The sequence below is a fragment of the Ruegeria sp. CH8 genome (assembly GCF_056536985.1).
Genome location: NZ_JBQFQR010000004.1, coordinates 182,187 through 195,853, shown reverse-complemented (window position 1 = coordinate 195,853; position 13,667 = coordinate 182,187). Strand labels below are relative to the sequence as shown.

Below are 13,667 nucleotides of genomic sequence, written 5' to 3'. Positions count from 1 at the left end.
TGTCAAAACGTATCAAAAAAAACGATAAGATGCCCTGCCTCGACAATATCCGCACTTTTGTTCGCGTCTACGATCTGGGCAGCATGTCCGCTGCTGGCCGTGATTTGCGAATTTCGCCCGCAGTGACTTCGGCGCGGTCGCGCTTGAGTATGCGATACGGGATAGTGAAACTGGGACCGCGACGCGCCTGAAAGGCGTGGCGCTTTGCCCAACGGGAGGCGCCCGTCAGGGGCAGCCGACGGGCGGGAGCCTTATGCGGAGTGTTCAGCTACCCCGATAAGTCGAGTAACCGTAAGGCGATAGCAACAAGGGTACGTGGTAGTGCGCATCTGCGTCAGACATGCCGAAGCGGATCGGCACTTGATCCAGAAACAGTGGTTCCTCGGCGGTTTGGCCCGTGGCACGCAGATAGTCTCCGGCAAAGAAAACCAGCTCATAAGAGCCTGTTTTGAAGGCTTCTTGCGGCAGGATCGGGCCGTTGGTGCGGCCGTCGGAATTGGTCTCAGACTCCGCCAGTTTGCGGCGGATTTCCCCGGTGATCTCAAACAGGGCAATCCGCAGCCCCTCGGCTGGGCAGCCGCGTGCCGTGTCCAAAACGTGGGTTGTCAGATAGCCAGCCACGGGGATCTCCTTTGATTTGCCTTTAGGTTTGTCGCAGTGTGGCGCAAAGTTAGAAACAGTGGAAATGCCGAAAGAACCGGAAACTGCGTTCGGATTAGCTTGATAATCAATCGCGCGTTTCTGGGCTAAGGCTGACGAAAAGCACAAGAACGGAAGATGCCATGCAGCCGCCTCGATACCCTCGTGACATGATCGGATACGGAGCCAACCCACCCGATGCCAAATGGCCGGGTGGTGCCAAGCTGGCTGTACAGATCGTGCTGAATTACGAAGAGGGCGGCGAGAACAACATTCTGCACGGTGATGCCGCGTCCGAGGCCTTTCTGTCAGAGACCGTGGGTGCTGCGGCATGGCCCGGGCAGCGCCACTGGAATATGGAAACGATCTATGAATACGGTTCTCGTGCGGGGTTCTGGCGCCTACATCGTTTGATGCAGAACGTTCCAATCACGGTTTATGGCGTGGCGACGGCCTTGGCCCGGTCGCCGGATCAGGTGGCGGCGATGAAGTCGGCGGAGTGGGAGATCGCCAGCCATGGTCTGAAATGGATCGAGCATAAGGACATGCCCGAGGATGAGGAACGTGCGCAGATAGACGAGGCCATCCGGCTGCATACAGAAGTCGTAGGTGAACGCCCGCGCGGATGGTATACCGGGCGCTGTTCCGAAAACACTGTTCGGCTGGTGGCTGAAGAGGGCGGCTTTGACTATGTCGCCGATACCTATGCCGATGATCTTCCCTATTGGATGCAGACCGGCGGTCGGGATCAGTTGATCGTGCCGTATACACTGGACTGCAACGATATGCGCTTTGCCACGCCGCAGGGGTTCAACTCGGGCGATCAGTTCTACACCTATTTGAAGGACAGTTTCGATGCGCTTTACGCCGAGGGTGAGACGGGCGCGCCGAAAATGCTGTCGATCGGTTTGCATTGTCGCCTGATCGGGCGACCCGGGCGGTTGATGGCGTTGAAGCGGTTTCTGGACTATGCGCGCGGGTTTTCGGATGTATGGTTTGCGACGCGGTTGCAGATTGCTGAACACTGGGCAGCGCAACATCCTGCCGTGCAGCACCCGAAGCCATCGCAGATGAATCGGGATGCGTTTGTCGCGGCTTATGGGGGCATTTTCGAGCATTCCGCTTGGATCGCGGAGCGCGCCTTTGATCTGGAACTTGGGCCGGCTCATGACACAGCGGGGGGATTGCACAACGCACTGTCGCGCATGTTCCGCTCAGCCTCGGATGAGGAACGTCTGGGCGTGTTGACAGCGCATCCGGATCTGGCGGGCAAGCTGGTGCAGGCCAAGCGGCTGACGCAGGAAAGCACGTCCGAGCAGGCCTCGGCGGGGTTGGATGCTTTGACGGATGACGAACGCGAGACCTTCACCAATTTGAACCAGCGTTACACCGAGAAGTTCGGTTTTCCGTTTATCATTGCGGTGCGTGATCACGATAAGGCCTCGATCCTGCAGGCGTTTCAGCGGCGGATCGAACAGGATCGGGATATGGAATTTGCCGAGGCCTGTCGTCAGGTCGAACGGATCGCAGAGTTCCGTTTGCAGGACGTTTTGCCCGCATGAGCCGCCGGATCGTTTCCGCGCCGCTGACCGCAGAAGCCTTTGCGCCCTTTGGGGATGTGCTGGACGTTGCAGGCGAGCCGGACAAGATCATCAATCAGGGGCAGTGTGGCCGGTACCATGACCGCGCGCGGTTGGATTTTTCCGACGGGCGTGCCGGGATCAGCCTGTTCAAGGCCAATCCGCGCAGCTTGCCCTATCGACTGGACATGGTCGAGCGGCACCCCGAGGGCAGTCAGGCCTTCATCCCGATGACGCCGCATCCGTTTCTGGTCGTCGTCGCGCCGGATGTGGACGGGCATCCGGGTGCGCCTTTGGCTTTCGTCTCCGCGCCCGGACAGGCGGTGAATTATCATCGGGGCACCTGGCATGGGGTTCTGGCACCGCTGCACGCTCCGGGTCTGTTTGCCGTTGTCGACCGGATTGGAGAGGGCGCAAACTTGGAAGAGGTCTGGTTTGATGAACACTATGAGGTGGTGTCTGCGTAGAGGCGCTCTCCCGCCCGGTCCCGGGCGCATCAAAGATGCTTGAGACCCGTTGGGCCGGGCAGCGCGCGGGCAAGCCCGCCCGCTGCGGTCTCGCAGGGGTCAGGGTTGTGCCATCAGGCGGGCGACGTCGAGCATTCGTGCCGAAAAGCCCCATTCGTTGTCATACCAGCCGAAGATACGCACCTGACGATCTCCGACCATTCGGGTTTCGGGGCCCGCGATGACCAGCGATTCCGGCCGGGTCCGCAAATCTGAGGACACCAGCGGGTGGTCGGTCCAGCCCAGAACGGAAGAGTGGGCGACGGCTTTGCGCAGTTCGGTTTCAAACTCGGCGGCGGACATGCCGCGATCAAGGGTCGTGACCAGATCAACGGCGGAGACGCTGGCGGTTGGAACGCGGACAGCTGCGCCTGAGATGCGGCCTGCGAGGTGGGGCATGACCTCGTCGATCAGATGCGTGGCGCTGGTCGTCGTGGGGACCATGGACAGCGCTCCTGCGCGGGACCGGGCGAGACCGCCGCGCGGCGCGTCCACCATTGGCTGGCTGTTGGTATAGCAGTGGATCGTTGTCATATGGGCCGAGGCGATGCCTGCGATTCCGTCCACTACTTTGACCAGCGGAGCCAGCCCGTTGGTGGTGCAGGATGCGTTCGACACGATCCGGGCGTTGCCCAACTGCCCTTCATTCGCGCCCAGAACGATGGTCACCTCGGTGGCGGGCGAGGGGCCGGAGATCAGCACTTTGCCTGCCCCTGCGGTCAGCCCCTGACCGGCCACGTCCGAAGTGCGTGCGACTCCGGTGCAATCCATCAGAACATCGACCCTGGTCAGATCAACGCGCGACAGGTCTGGGCTGTGGGTGACCGGGATGGTGTGGCCGTCCACCACGAGGGCCTCGTCACCGGCCTCGACCGCGCCAGGATATGGGCCGAAAGTGCTGTCGTATTTGAACAGATAGGCACAGGTTTCGAGCGGTGCGATATCGTTGACCAGCACCAGTTCCACATCACTGTCCTGCGGCAAAGCCAGCAGCTGCCGAAGAATCGTGCGGCCGATCCGGCCGAATCCGTTGATCGCAAGTTTCATGCGCAAGCTATGGCAGCGGGTTGCGTTGACCTCAATGCCCGTTTCGACCTGAGGTTAGTTGCAGCTGACCTGCGAGAAGAACTGGCCTGAGATGTTCTGATACATGCTGGTCCTAATCGCCTTGCACCCGGTTGCCGCCTGAATGGCCGCCATCGCTTGAATGGTGCGCAAGCGCGGCGGTGGGCCAAACGGGTTCAGATTGTTGTTGTCGCGGGTGGCGCGATAGACGACCGGAGCGTCCGAAACCTGCGTTACAGCCCATGTGCGGCTCATGACGAATACCGATTTGGTTTCCTCTTTGGCGGCAACGGGGGTCGCCTCTAGGGCCGTCAGGCCAACTACAGTTGCCAGTGCCAGCATCGATCCGCGCAGTACCATTGAACAATCTCCAGTGCTAAAAACCTGTGTTATTTCACCAGATTAAAGCGCTTCTGTGAACCCCCGTGCCGGAAAAAGCCGATTTGGCGTCAGCGTTTGGGCAACGACAGCGGCATGTGCCGGTTCACGTCCTTGTAGAGCAGATAGCGAAATCGCCTCGGACCGCCTGCGTAACACGCCTGCGGGCAGAAGGCGCGCAGCCACATGTAATCGCCGGCCTCGACCTCGACCCAATCCTGATTGAGCCGGTAGACGGCCTTGCCTTCAAGCACATAGAGGCCGTGCTCCATCACATGCGTTTCGGCAAAGGGGATCACGCCGCCGGGTTCGAAATTGACGATGTTCACATGCATATCGTGGCGCAGGTCCTGCGGATCGGCGAAACGGGTGGTGGACCAGCGACCTTCGGTGCCTGGCATCTCGACAGGGGTCACGTCGCGTTCATTGGTGATGATCGGATCGGGGGCGGGCAGGCCGGGGACGGCTTCATACGCCTTGCGGACCCAGTGGAAACGGGCGGTTTCTTCGGTGTTGTTGTGCAGGGTCCACTCGGAACCGGCTGGAATATACGCGTATCCGCCTGTGTCCAATTGGTGCACCGCGCCGCCCAGTGTCAGCGTCACCGCGCCTTCGACAACGAACAGCACGCCCTGCGCCTGCGGGTCGGTCTCGGGGCGGTCGCTGCCGCCGCCAGGTTGAACCTCCATGATGTATTGCGAAAAGGTCTCGGCAAATCCGCTGAGGGGACGGGACAGCACCCAAAGCCGGGTCTTGTCCCAGAACGGCAGTGCACTGGTGACGATGTCGCGCATGGTGCCTTTGGGGATGACCGCATAGGCCTCGGTGAACATGGCGCGGTCGGTCAAAAGCTGGTCCTGACCGGGGTGGCCGCCTGTGGGCGCGTAGTAGGTGGGATGTGCCATCATGTGCCTCTGCTTGGTGGTTTAGGAACTATGCGGGGATTGCCTCACCGGTCCTAGCGGCAGAGTTGCGATAGGTTTGTTCGGGATAATTTGAAGGTCGCCCAACAGGGCTTGGCCCCGGTTCGCGGGCGGTATAGTCTTGAATGCAAATCTTTTTCAGCAAGGCGAGGCGATCATGAAAGCCTGGATTTCTTCTACACTGGCAGCGGTTATTGTTCTTGGCGCGGTTACCGTCGCGCAGGCAAAGCCATTGTCGCGAATCATCTCGGAAATGGGCCTGACCCCTGCGGATTTTGAGGTCGTGAATGCGACAGCCGATGCAATGTTGGCGGGTGCGACCCCCCGTGTTGGTGAGGAGCGCAACTGGGCGAACGACGCGACCGGATCAAAAGGGACGATCCGTGTCCGGGATGTCCGTGACAATTGCGTTCATCTGCAACACTTTATCCAGCCCGAAGGATCGGATCAGGCCCGAGAGGTCAGAACCCGCCGCTGCCGCGATGCGGGCGGCAACTGGATCCTGACGCCCTGATCCGGGATCAGTAGCCGCGCGCTCTGTCGACCTCGTGCAGCAGGGCTTGCCCGGCGGTCAGCCTTTGAAAATTTTCACCCACATCTGCCAGAGCCTCGCCCAGATGCCAGCCGGAGACATGCGGCGTGATGGTGACGCCCGGATGCGCCCAGAGTGGGTTGTCAGAGGGCAGAGGTTCTTTCGAGGTCACATCCAGCACCGCATGGCCCGGCGTGCCGCTGTCCAGGGCAGCGATCAGCGCGGTTTCATCAATCAAATCACCTCGGCCCGCGTTCAATAGCTGACTGCCGGGTTTCATGGCGGCCAGCATCCGGGCGTCGAACAGCCCGACGGTCTGAGGGGTCGAAGGCAGGATTGCGCAAACGTGGTCGCACTGGCCCAGTAGTTCGGGCAGGGCGGCATCGCCGTGCAGACAGGTCACGCCGTCGATCTGTTTGGGGGAGCGGCTCCAGCCCATCACCTGAAACCCGACAGCCCGCAGCATTCGGGCACTGCGAGCGCCGATATGGCCCAACCCGAGAACTCCGACCACAGTTTCGGGGGCATAAAGAGGGGCTTTGGGCAGCCATTCCGCGCGGCGCTGGGCAGCTTCGTGAAAGGTCATGTGACGTTGATGGCGCAGGACATAGGCCACGAACCACTCGGCGATTTCCTGAGCGGGCGCATCCGGTTTCAACCGTGCCACGCGTACATGATCCGGCAGGTTGGGGTTGCTGACGATGGTTTCGACCCCGGCGCCCAGTTTTTGCACCAGTTGCAGGTTGGGCAGGCGCTCGGGGTGGTCGTTTTTCAAGCCGACCACGGCAACCATCGTGATTTCCGAGGGGTCACCCAAATTGTCCGGCGTCCGCACATCCGCGTCGGGGTATTGCCGCCGGATATCGCGGGCGATATCGCTATCGCTAATCCAATCAGACAACCCGGTTTCGATCAACAACGCCATGTCGCACCTCCCACTGCTGCAATTTGCGCTATGCCCCGTTACCGAACTGGACATTTTCCCCGCAGCTAAGTCATTCTCGGGCCGAAGGTAAAGCCCAGTATTGGCACCGGGTACGCAGAAAACGTTTGAGGCAGTTCATGAGCGGGACAACAGAGCAGAGCCGTCCGGCCTATTTCCATTTGCGGCATGACGGCGCGTTTGTCGGCAATGATCCGGCGCGCGGGCCGTGGTCTGCCGATCACTGCCACGCAGGGCCGGTCAGCGGCCTGATCGTGCGCGCGGCAGAAACCGAGGTCGGTCCCGAGAAGATGCTGACCCGCCTGACGGTTGACCTGCTGCGGCCGCAACCGTTGGCAGGTCTGCGGGTGGCGGCGGAAACCACGCGCCACACCAAGACGCTGGCGACCACACGGGTCACGGTGCATGATCTGGACGACAGACTCTGCGCCACCGCCACGACCATGCACTTGGCACGACGCGATCTGGGGCCCGTTCCGAATGTGTCGATTGCTGCGCCCCGGTTGGAGAACGCGGTGTCCGGCCCGTTTCCGATCGGCGAGGTGCGCCATGATCTGCCCGGCTTCGCCAATCATTCCGACGTGCTGTATCCGAAAGGCGGCAATCAGGGGGCGGGTCCCAAGACGGTCTGGATTCGTGTCCCAGCCCTGTTAGAGGGAGAGGTTCCGTCGCCGATCCAGGCCCTGTGCCCACTGGCCGATTGCGGTAACGGCATCTCGTGGAATGCGCCAACAAGCGAAATGGGGTTTATGAACACCGACCTAACCGTCCAGATCCATCGTGAGCCAGTGTCGGATTGGCTGGCCTCAGAATCGGTCAGCCATTGGCAGCCCTCGGGGATCGGGATGTCCCAATCGGTGCTGTATGACACCGAAGGGCCGGTGGGCACGGCCCTGCAAACCATTATTCTGTTCCCACCATCCTGATCCTTTGGCCGGATTCTGCACGTCACCCGTGATTCGCATTGCCGGACGTGAGGCGAACCCCTATCTTTCGCCTATGCGCTGGATTGTGACCCTTTTGACCTGTTGCCTGCCGATTTCGGCCATGGCGCACCCGCATGTCTTCATCGACACCGGGTTGGAATTCATCGTGGACGAGGCCGGCCAACTAACGCATGTGCGGGTGACCTGGGCCTATGATGAGTTCTACTCGTTGCTGATTCTGGAAGACATGAAACTGGATCAGGATGCGGACGGCATTCTTACGGACGACGAGCAAGGCGTTCTGGCTGGTTTCGATGCGCAGTGGGTGGAGGGGTATAACGGCGATCTGGTCGTGTTTGCGGACGGTGCTCCGGTAACCTTGTCCGGCCCGCTGGAGCCGCAGGCCACCACCGAGGACGGGCGCATCGTTTCTTCCCATCTGCGCGCCGTCGAAGGTGGTGCGGTGCCAGCCTCTTCGCTGACGGCAAAAGCCTATGACGAAACCTACTACACTGCCTACGAGGTGACTCGCCCGGTGACGGTGACAGGTCCCGCGTCGTGCCAGATCAGTCGAATTGATCCCGACATTGACGGCCAGTTGGCGCAGATGCAGGCCTTTCTGTTGACGCTGGATGCCGACTACGATCTTGAGGAAAACGATATCCCGCTGGTCGGGGAAAGCTTTGCGACCGAGATTTTCGTTTCATGTCCAAATACCTGATTGTTCCGGTTGCCATCGCCATTGCCTTGCTGCTTTGGTTCTGGGGCAGCGGCGGCTTTGACAGTTTGGCCGCCTGGGCCGCGGGTGAGCAGCGCGAGTTTCAGAACCAGATTGCCCGTGCCCTGCGCGCCGCCCGCGCCGAACAGCCCGAGGCGGTCGCAACCCTGCTAACGGTCTGTTTTGCCTATGGCTTCTTCCATGCGATTGGCCCGGGTCACGGCAAGGTCCTGATCGGAGGCTACGGGCTAGGTCGTCGCGTCGCCTTCTGGCGCCTGTCCGCGATCAGTGTGCTGTCCAGCCTAGGGCAGGCGGTGACGGCGGTTGTGCTGGTTTACGCGGGGGTCCTAGTCTTTCAGATGTCGCGTGAAAGCCTTGTGGGCACGACCGAGCAGGTCATGGCCCCGATCAGCTATGCAGCCATTGCGGCGATTGGTCTTTGGCTGGTGGTCCGGTCTGTTCGCAGTTTTGCGCGGCGGCATCGCACCCAAACCGCGCATCACCAGCATGATCATCACGACCATGATCACCACCATCATGACCACGACCACCACCATCATGATCACGATGATGGCGTCTGTTCTGATTGTGGTCATCGTCACGGCCCGACGGCCGAAGAAGTGGCTCAGGTTGGCAGTCTGCGCGAGGCCCTGCTGCTGATCGCGGGCATTGCGGCGCGTCCCTGTACCGGTGCTCTGTTCGTTCTGATCCTGACATGGCAGATGGGTATCGCAATGGTCGGCATCGCGGGTGCCTTTGCGATGGCTTTGGGCACCGCGTTGGTGACGACTTTGGTCGGGTGGACCTCGTTCGGATTGCGCGGAGGTTTGCTGGCCTCTGCCTCGGCCACGCGGTTTGCCTCGGTACTTGCGCCGACGATCGAGTTGGTGGCGGGGCTGATAATCGTGGTGATCGCCAGCGGCTTGCTGATGCGCGCGATCTAGTCGAACACAGGTTCCGGATAGCCAACCCGCGCCAGATACAGGCCCTGTGGCGGGCAGACCGGCCCGCAGGCAGCACGATCTGCAGCTTCCAATGCTTCGCGCACATCCTCGGGTGACCATGCACCCGCGCCGACACGCTCCAGCGTTCCGACGAAACTGCGGACCTGATTATGCAGGAACGAGCGCGCACGGACATGGAAATGGACCTCGGGGCCGGAGAACCCCTGTACCTGTTCGACCCGTAACTCGTCCAGCGTTTTTACCGGGCTGGCGGCCTGACAGATCGAGGACCGGAAGGTGGTGAAGTCATGCCGCCCAATCAGCATATCCGCCCCGGCCTGCATCGCATCGACGTCCAGTTGGTGGTTGATCCGCCAGACCTGCCCAGCGTCATGGGTTGCAGGCGCACGGCGCATCAGAATGCGGAACAGGTATTGCCGCTCCAGCGCCGAGAACCTCGCGTGCCAATCATCGTCCACCCTCGCGGCCTTGACGATGGCCACCGGTTGCGGCTTGAGGTGATAGTTTAGCGCCTCGGACAGGCGGAACGGGTCCCAGTCCTTGATCAGATCGCAATGGGCCACCTGACCCAGCGCGTGCACACCCGCATCGGTGCGACCGGCGGCGGCGATGGTGTGCTCTCCGGGTTGAATGCGCGACAGCGCCTGTTCGATTGCCCCCTGAACGGACGGCAATTCCTTTTGCCGCTGCCACCCGGCAAACGGTTCCCCTTGGTATTCAATTTTCAGCGCGTATCTGGGCATGGGCCGCTGGTAACGTGCCGCGCGAAAAGGGGCAAGGGCGGGAAAGCTCTGGCAAGTACGACAACCTCTACCTATCTTGAGCGAAACGATAAAAGCGGGGCGACAGTTTGGTCATCTCATCCCTGGCAGACAGTCTTGTGCGCGGTGTCGAAACCGTGGGCGACCGTGTGTCCGAGACATTGTTCGAGCCAGTCATACGTCTGGGCGTCACCGGTTTGGCGCGGTCGGGCAAGACGGTGTTCATCACTTCACTGGTTGCAAACCTGCTGGACCGGGGGCGGATGCCCGGATTGGTCGCACAGCAGGAGGGGCGGATTAATACCGCCTATCTGCAACCACAGCCCGACGATACCGTGCCCCGGTTCGACTACGAAAACCACTTGACCGCGCTGACCGGCCCGCAACCACACTGGCCCGACAGCACCCGTGCCGTGTCCGAGCTGCGCCTGTCGTTCAAGGCTCGCCCTTCGGGTTTGCTGTCCGGCCTACAAGGGCCGCGCACCATCCATCTGGATATCGTGGACTATCCCGGCGAATGGTTGCTGGATCTGGCCCTGTTGGACAAATCCTATGAGGTCTGGTCGGCAGAGACACTGGCGCGCATCGCGCGTCGATCCGAGGCCGAGGCATTTCTTACGCAGGCCAAAGCAGCCGACCCGGCCGCAGCGCATGATGAACCGACGGCGCAGGCACTGTCGAAAGCATTTGCAGCTTACTTGGTCGCCGCGCGCGAGGCCGGGTTCTACGATTGCACGCCGGGTCGTTTCCTGTTGCCGGGCGATCTTGAGGGTTCGCCGGTGCTGACCTTTGCGCCCCTGCCGGTGGAAGGACACGCCCCGCGCCGTAGCCTGCACCGCGAGATGACGCGGCGCTACGAGGCCTATAAGGCACAAGTCGTAAAGCCGTTCTTCCGCGATCACTTCTCTCGCATCGACCGACAGGTGGTTCTGGTCGACGCGCTGGGCGCGATCCACAAAGGCCCTCAAGCGGTCGAGGATATGCGCCGCGCGATGGCCGATATCCTTGCGGCCTTCCGACCGGGGCGTAACGCTTGGCTCAGTCAGTTGCTGTTGGGTAAACGGGTTGAGCGCATCCTGTTCGCAGCTACCAAGGCCGATCACTTGCATCACACGCAACATCCCCGCCTGACCCATATCATGGAGGCCCTGACCCGCGACGCCCGCGATCGGGCCAGTTTTGCCGGGGCGGCAACGGCGGCGCTGTCGCTAGCTTCGCTGCGGGCGACGACCGAGGAAATTCGCACTCATAATGGGGTCGAACTGCCCTGCGTGCGCGGCACTTTGCTGGACGGAAAACAGGCGGCCTTCTACCCCGGTGATCTGCCTGAAGACCCGGCGCATCTGTTGGGTCCGGCTCGCAACGGGGCCGAAAGCTGGTTGGGTGAGGAATACGGCTTCATGGCCTTTGCACCCGCGCATCTAACCCTGCGCCCTGGCGATGGTCCGCCGCATATCCGGCTGGACCGCGCCGCACAGTTCCTGATCGGAGACCGCCTGTGACTGTCACTCTCCGTCCAGCTCGCAGCACGGATGCCGGTGCGACCGGAGAGATCCTGCACGGGTTCGCCCGCGAAAACGACTGGATGCCCGAACTGCATTCCCGCGCCGAAACCATCGCGTTTTGTGGCTGGATGATCGATCAGGGCTGGGTCACGGTGGCCGAGGCGGATGATGGTGTCATAGGGTTCCTGGCGTTGAACAGGGATGAAATCCACTCGCTGTACCTGAGACCTGCGGCGCGCGGGCAGGGGATCGGGCGGCGTCTGTTGCAACATGCCAAATCCCGTCGGGCGCAGCTGTCTCTTTTTGCGTTTCAGGCCAATTTGGGTGCGCAGCGGTTCTATGAGCGCAATGGGTTTGCCGAGGTTGCCCGCAGCGACGGCGCCGGCAATGATGAGAACCTGCCGGACATCAAATATGTCTGGCGCAGGGAAGGAGTGGCGGATGGCTAAAGGTCCGGTACTGATCGATCTGGATGCGGAAGAACCCGCAGCAGATGTGGCGCAGGCCCCGCCGGTGCCTGATATTGCGCCGCCGCAGGGGCAGGCGATGCAGACGGCGGCTCGGCTGGCAGCGCGAAAACCTTCGGCCCTGTCGCGGTGGTTCTGGGGCTTGGCGCTAGCGGTGATTGGTACGGTGGTCTCGGTCGCTGCATGGGATTTCGTTAACTCGCTGTTGCTGCGCGCACCGATTTTGGGCTGGATCGTGACCGGCTTGATGGTCGCGTTTGTACTGGTCGCCCTGATTATCGCGGTTCGGGAATTGGCGGCCATCGGGCGATTGTCCCGCGTGGACGGGATGCGCCACGCCGCAGATGTCGCATTGGCCGAGGGTGATCTGGTGCAAGCCCGTGCAGTCACCGACCGCCTGATTGCGTTCTACAAGGGGCGTGACGAAACCCAGTGGGGCCGCGACCGTCTGGCCGAGCGGATGGGTGAGCAGTTCGACGCCTCAACCCTGCTGACTCTGGCCGAAGATGAACTTCTGGCCCCCTTGGATGCTGCCGCCAGCCGCGAAGTCGAAGCGGCGGCTCGACAAGTTGCGACCGTGACCGCGCTGGTGCCTCTGGCGCTGGCGGATGTGGTGACGGCCCTAGCAGCGTCGCTGCGGATGATCCGTCGGGTGGCCGAGATCTATGGCGGTCGCGCAGGGTTTCTGGGCAGTTGGCGCCTGACCCGGGCAGTCTTTGTGCATCTTGTCGCGACCGGGGCCGTCGCCGTGGGCGACGACCTGCTGGAGCCGGTTCTGGGCGGATCGGTTCTCAGCAAACTCTCTCGCAGGTTTGGTGAGGGGCTGGTGAACGGTGCCCTCAGCGCGCGGGTCGGCGTGGCTGCGATGGAGGTCTGCCGTCCGCTGCCGTTCTCCGACCGGCACCAACCTTCGACGCGCGGGATGATCAAACGGGCGCTCAGCGGGTTGTTTACGAAAACTTGACCTGACGCAAAGTCATCCGGTCTGCTGGTGCGCAAAATAAAGCCGGAGCCAGCCATGACCGATCACGGACACAGCCAGCAAGAAATCGTCGCACGGATCAATGCGCCTCCGGGGCGAGGTGTTCTGCGCGATGTTGTCTATGGCGGCATTGATGGCTCGGTGACCACCTTTGCCATCGTGGCCGGGGTAGCTGGGGCGGGGCTGTCACCCTTCATCATTGTTGCATTGGGGTTGGCGAATGTGCTGGCGGATGGGTTTTCCATGGCTGCCGGGAATTACTCGGGCACTAAGGCCGAGTTGGACAACATCCGCCGTATCCGTGCCATTGAAGAACGCCACATCGACCTCTACCCCGATGGTGAGCGCCGCGAAGTGCGCGAGATTCTGGCGCAGAAGGGCCTGTCCGGTCGCGTGTTGAACGAGGCGACAGATGCAATCACCGCCAACCACGAAAACTGGATCGACCTGATGGTCGAGGGCGAATACGGGCTGGGCAGTGTCGATCCCCATCCGTTCAAGGCTGCGATGGCGACCTTCATAGCGTTCCTCGTTGCCGGTATGGTGCCGTTGTTGCCGTTCCTTCTGGGGCTTGATCAGGCTTTTGTCATCTCGGCCTGCATGACCATGGGGGTTTTCTTCGCCATCGGCGCGTTCAAGAGCCGCTGGTCTCTTGCCCCGTGGTGGCGATCGGGGCTCGAGACTTTTGTGATCGGCGGGGCCGCCGCGTTGATCGCCTATCTTGTTGGATCGCTGTTCCACCCGTGACGGCCAAGATTGTCGCAGGGTGGCGCATAT

16 protein-coding genes and 1 pseudogene are annotated in these 13,667 nt (G+C 61.6%); 11 read left to right on the top strand and 6 right to left on the bottom strand.

Annotated elements, in window-relative coordinates:
• Positions 1-29: 29 nt before the first annotated feature.
• A pseudogene (locus ACR0ER_RS06315) lies at positions 30-164 on the top strand (helix-turn-helix domain-containing protein); the annotation flags it as partial.
• 100 nt (positions 165-264) lie between these two features.
• Here the strand turns inward: ACR0ER_RS06315 and uraH are convergent.
• Positions 265-621, bottom strand: a complete 357-nt coding sequence (gene uraH / locus ACR0ER_RS06310) for a hydroxyisourate hydrolase (protein ID WP_480768176.1) — start codon at positions 619-621, stop codon at positions 265-267.
• 161 nt (positions 622-782) lie between these two features.
• Between uraH and puuE the strand changes: the two genes are divergently transcribed.
• Both puuE and ACR0ER_RS06300 read left to right on the top strand, forming a co-directional pair.
• Positions 783-2,201 (top strand): allantoinase PuuE, encoded by a 1,419-nt coding sequence (gene puuE / locus ACR0ER_RS06305; RefSeq protein ID WP_480768175.1) that lies wholly within the window; start codon positions 783-785, stop codon positions 2,199-2,201.
• Entirely contained in the window at positions 2,198-2,686 is a 489-nt protein-coding gene (locus ACR0ER_RS06300) for an ureidoglycolate lyase (protein WP_480768174.1), read from the top strand. Before puuE ends, ACR0ER_RS06300 begins: the two co-directional genes overlap by 4 nt.
• A gap of 99 nt (positions 2,687-2,785) precedes the next feature.
• On the opposite strand, the gene ACR0ER_RS06295 is transcribed toward ACR0ER_RS06300, so the two are convergent.
• The 3 genes from ACR0ER_RS06295 to ACR0ER_RS06285 all read right to left on the bottom strand — a co-directional run bounded on the left by ACR0ER_RS06295 (position 2,786) and on the right by ACR0ER_RS06285 (position 5,073).
• Complete coding sequence (locus tag ACR0ER_RS06295) at positions 2,786-3,772, bottom strand: type I glyceraldehyde-3-phosphate dehydrogenase (protein WP_480768173.1); 987 nt, start codon at positions 3,770-3,772, stop codon at positions 2,786-2,788.
• 54 nt (positions 3,773-3,826) lie between these two features.
• Complete coding sequence (locus tag ACR0ER_RS06290; protein WP_170332857.1) at positions 3,827-4,150, bottom strand: hypothetical protein; 324 nt, start codon at positions 4,148-4,150, stop codon at positions 3,827-3,829.
• A gap of 89 nt (positions 4,151-4,239) precedes the next feature.
• Positions 4,240-5,073 (bottom strand): bifunctional allantoicase/(S)-ureidoglycine aminohydrolase, encoded by an 834-nt coding sequence (locus ACR0ER_RS06285; protein ID WP_480768172.1) that lies wholly within the window; start codon positions 5,071-5,073, stop codon positions 4,240-4,242.
• Positions 5,074-5,248: 175 nt separating this feature from the next.
• Here ACR0ER_RS06285 and ACR0ER_RS06280 point away from each other — a divergent pair, with 175 nt between their 5' ends.
• Complete coding sequence (locus ACR0ER_RS06280; protein WP_480768171.1) at positions 5,249-5,605, top strand: hypothetical protein; 357 nt, start codon at positions 5,249-5,251, stop codon at positions 5,603-5,605.
• 7 nt (positions 5,606-5,612) lie between these two features.
• On the opposite strand, the gene ACR0ER_RS06275 is transcribed toward ACR0ER_RS06280, so the two are convergent.
• Positions 5,613-6,548 (bottom strand): 2-hydroxyacid dehydrogenase, encoded by a 936-nt coding sequence (locus ACR0ER_RS06275; protein ID WP_480768170.1) that lies wholly within the window; start codon positions 6,546-6,548, stop codon positions 5,613-5,615.
• 137 nt (positions 6,549-6,685) lie between these two features.
• Between ACR0ER_RS06275 and ACR0ER_RS06270 the strand changes: the two genes are divergently transcribed.
• The 3 genes from ACR0ER_RS06270 to ACR0ER_RS06260 are packed head-to-tail and all read left to right on the top strand — an operon-like array spanning position 6,686 to position 9,154.
• The gene (locus ACR0ER_RS06270; protein WP_480768169.1) at positions 6,686-7,492 is read left to right on the top strand and encodes a thioesterase family protein; all 807 of its coding nucleotides are present in this window, start codon (positions 6,686-6,688) and stop codon (positions 7,490-7,492) included.
• A gap of 28 nt (positions 7,493-7,520) precedes the next feature.
• Positions 7,521-8,213: a DUF1007 family protein gene (locus ACR0ER_RS06265; protein WP_480768168.1), complete on the top strand. Its 693-nt coding sequence runs from the start codon at positions 7,521-7,523 to the stop codon at positions 8,211-8,213.
• Positions 8,198-9,154: a nickel/cobalt transporter gene (locus tag ACR0ER_RS06260; protein ID WP_480768167.1), complete on the top strand. Its 957-nt coding sequence runs from the start codon at positions 8,198-8,200 to the stop codon at positions 9,152-9,154. Before ACR0ER_RS06265 ends, ACR0ER_RS06260 begins: the two co-directional genes overlap by 16 nt.
• On the opposite strand, the gene truA is transcribed toward ACR0ER_RS06260, so the two are convergent.
• Positions 9,151-9,918 carry a tRNA pseudouridine(38-40) synthase TruA gene (truA, locus tag ACR0ER_RS06255; protein WP_480768166.1) on the bottom strand — a complete coding sequence of 256 codons (768 nt, stop codon included), beginning with the start codon at positions 9,916-9,918 and terminating at the stop codon, positions 9,151-9,153. The genes ACR0ER_RS06260 and truA overlap by 4 nt on opposite strands.
• 107 nt (positions 9,919-10,025) lie before the next feature.
• Here truA and ACR0ER_RS06250 point away from each other — a divergent pair, with 107 nt between their 5' ends.
• From ACR0ER_RS06250 to ACR0ER_RS06235, 4 genes are read left to right on the top strand one after another with little or no spacing between them, the layout of a single operon-like run.
• Positions 10,026-11,438: a YcjX family GTP-binding protein gene (locus ACR0ER_RS06250; protein ID WP_480768165.1), complete on the top strand. Its 1,413-nt coding sequence runs from the start codon at positions 10,026-10,028 to the stop codon at positions 11,436-11,438.
• Positions 11,435-11,890, top strand: a complete 456-nt coding sequence (locus tag ACR0ER_RS06245) for an N-acetyltransferase family protein (RefSeq protein ID WP_480768164.1) — start codon at positions 11,435-11,437, stop codon at positions 11,888-11,890. Before ACR0ER_RS06250 ends, ACR0ER_RS06245 begins: the two co-directional genes overlap by 4 nt.
• Entirely contained in the window at positions 11,883-12,872 is a 990-nt protein-coding gene (locus ACR0ER_RS06240; RefSeq protein ID WP_480768163.1) for a YcjF family protein, read from the top strand. The genes ACR0ER_RS06245 and ACR0ER_RS06240 overlap by 8 nt, the downstream gene beginning before the upstream one ends.
• A 54-nt stretch (positions 12,873-12,926) precedes the next feature.
• Positions 12,927-13,637: a VIT1/CCC1 transporter family protein gene (locus ACR0ER_RS06235; RefSeq protein ID WP_480768162.1), complete on the top strand. Its 711-nt coding sequence runs from the start codon at positions 12,927-12,929 to the stop codon at positions 13,635-13,637.
• The last annotated feature ends 30 nt before the right edge of the window (positions 13,638-13,667 follow it).

What these genes read in the sequence shown, in the direction of transcription:
- puuE (WP_480768175.1), top strand. Translation starts at nt 783, where the DNA reads ATGCAGCCGCCTCGATACCCTCGTGACATGATCGGATACGGAGCCAAC.
- ACR0ER_RS06300 (WP_480768174.1), top strand. Translation starts at nt 2,198, where the DNA reads ATGAGCCGCCGGATCGTTTCCGCGCCGCTGACCGCAGAAGCCTTTGCG.
- ACR0ER_RS06295 (WP_480768173.1), bottom strand. Translation starts at nt 3,772, where the DNA reads ATGAAACTTGCGATCAACGGATTCGGCCGGATCGGCCGCACGATTCTT.
- ACR0ER_RS06290 (WP_170332857.1), bottom strand. Translation starts at nt 4,150, where the DNA reads ATGGTACTGCGCGGATCGATGCTGGCACTGGCAACTGTAGTTGGCCTG.
- ACR0ER_RS06285 (WP_480768172.1), bottom strand. Translation starts at nt 5,073, where the DNA reads ATGGCACATCCCACCTACTACGCGCCCACAGGCGGCCACCCCGGTCAG.
- ACR0ER_RS06280 (WP_480768171.1), top strand. Translation starts at nt 5,249, where the DNA reads ATGAAAGCCTGGATTTCTTCTACACTGGCAGCGGTTATTGTTCTTGGC.
- ACR0ER_RS06275 (WP_480768170.1), bottom strand. Translation starts at nt 6,548, where the DNA reads ATGGCGTTGTTGATCGAAACCGGGTTGTCTGATTGGATTAGCGATAGC.
- ACR0ER_RS06270 (WP_480768169.1), top strand. Translation starts at nt 6,686, where the DNA reads ATGAGCGGGACAACAGAGCAGAGCCGTCCGGCCTATTTCCATTTGCGG.
- ACR0ER_RS06260 (WP_480768167.1), top strand. Translation starts at nt 8,198, where the DNA reads ATGTCCAAATACCTGATTGTTCCGGTTGCCATCGCCATTGCCTTGCTG.
- truA (WP_480768166.1), bottom strand. Translation starts at nt 9,918, where the DNA reads ATGCCCAGATACGCGCTGAAAATTGAATACCAAGGGGAACCGTTTGCC.
- ACR0ER_RS06240 (WP_480768163.1), top strand. Translation starts at nt 11,883, where the DNA reads ATGGCTAAAGGTCCGGTACTGATCGATCTGGATGCGGAAGAACCCGCA.
- ACR0ER_RS06235 (WP_480768162.1), top strand. Translation starts at nt 12,927, where the DNA reads ATGACCGATCACGGACACAGCCAGCAAGAAATCGTCGCACGGATCAAT.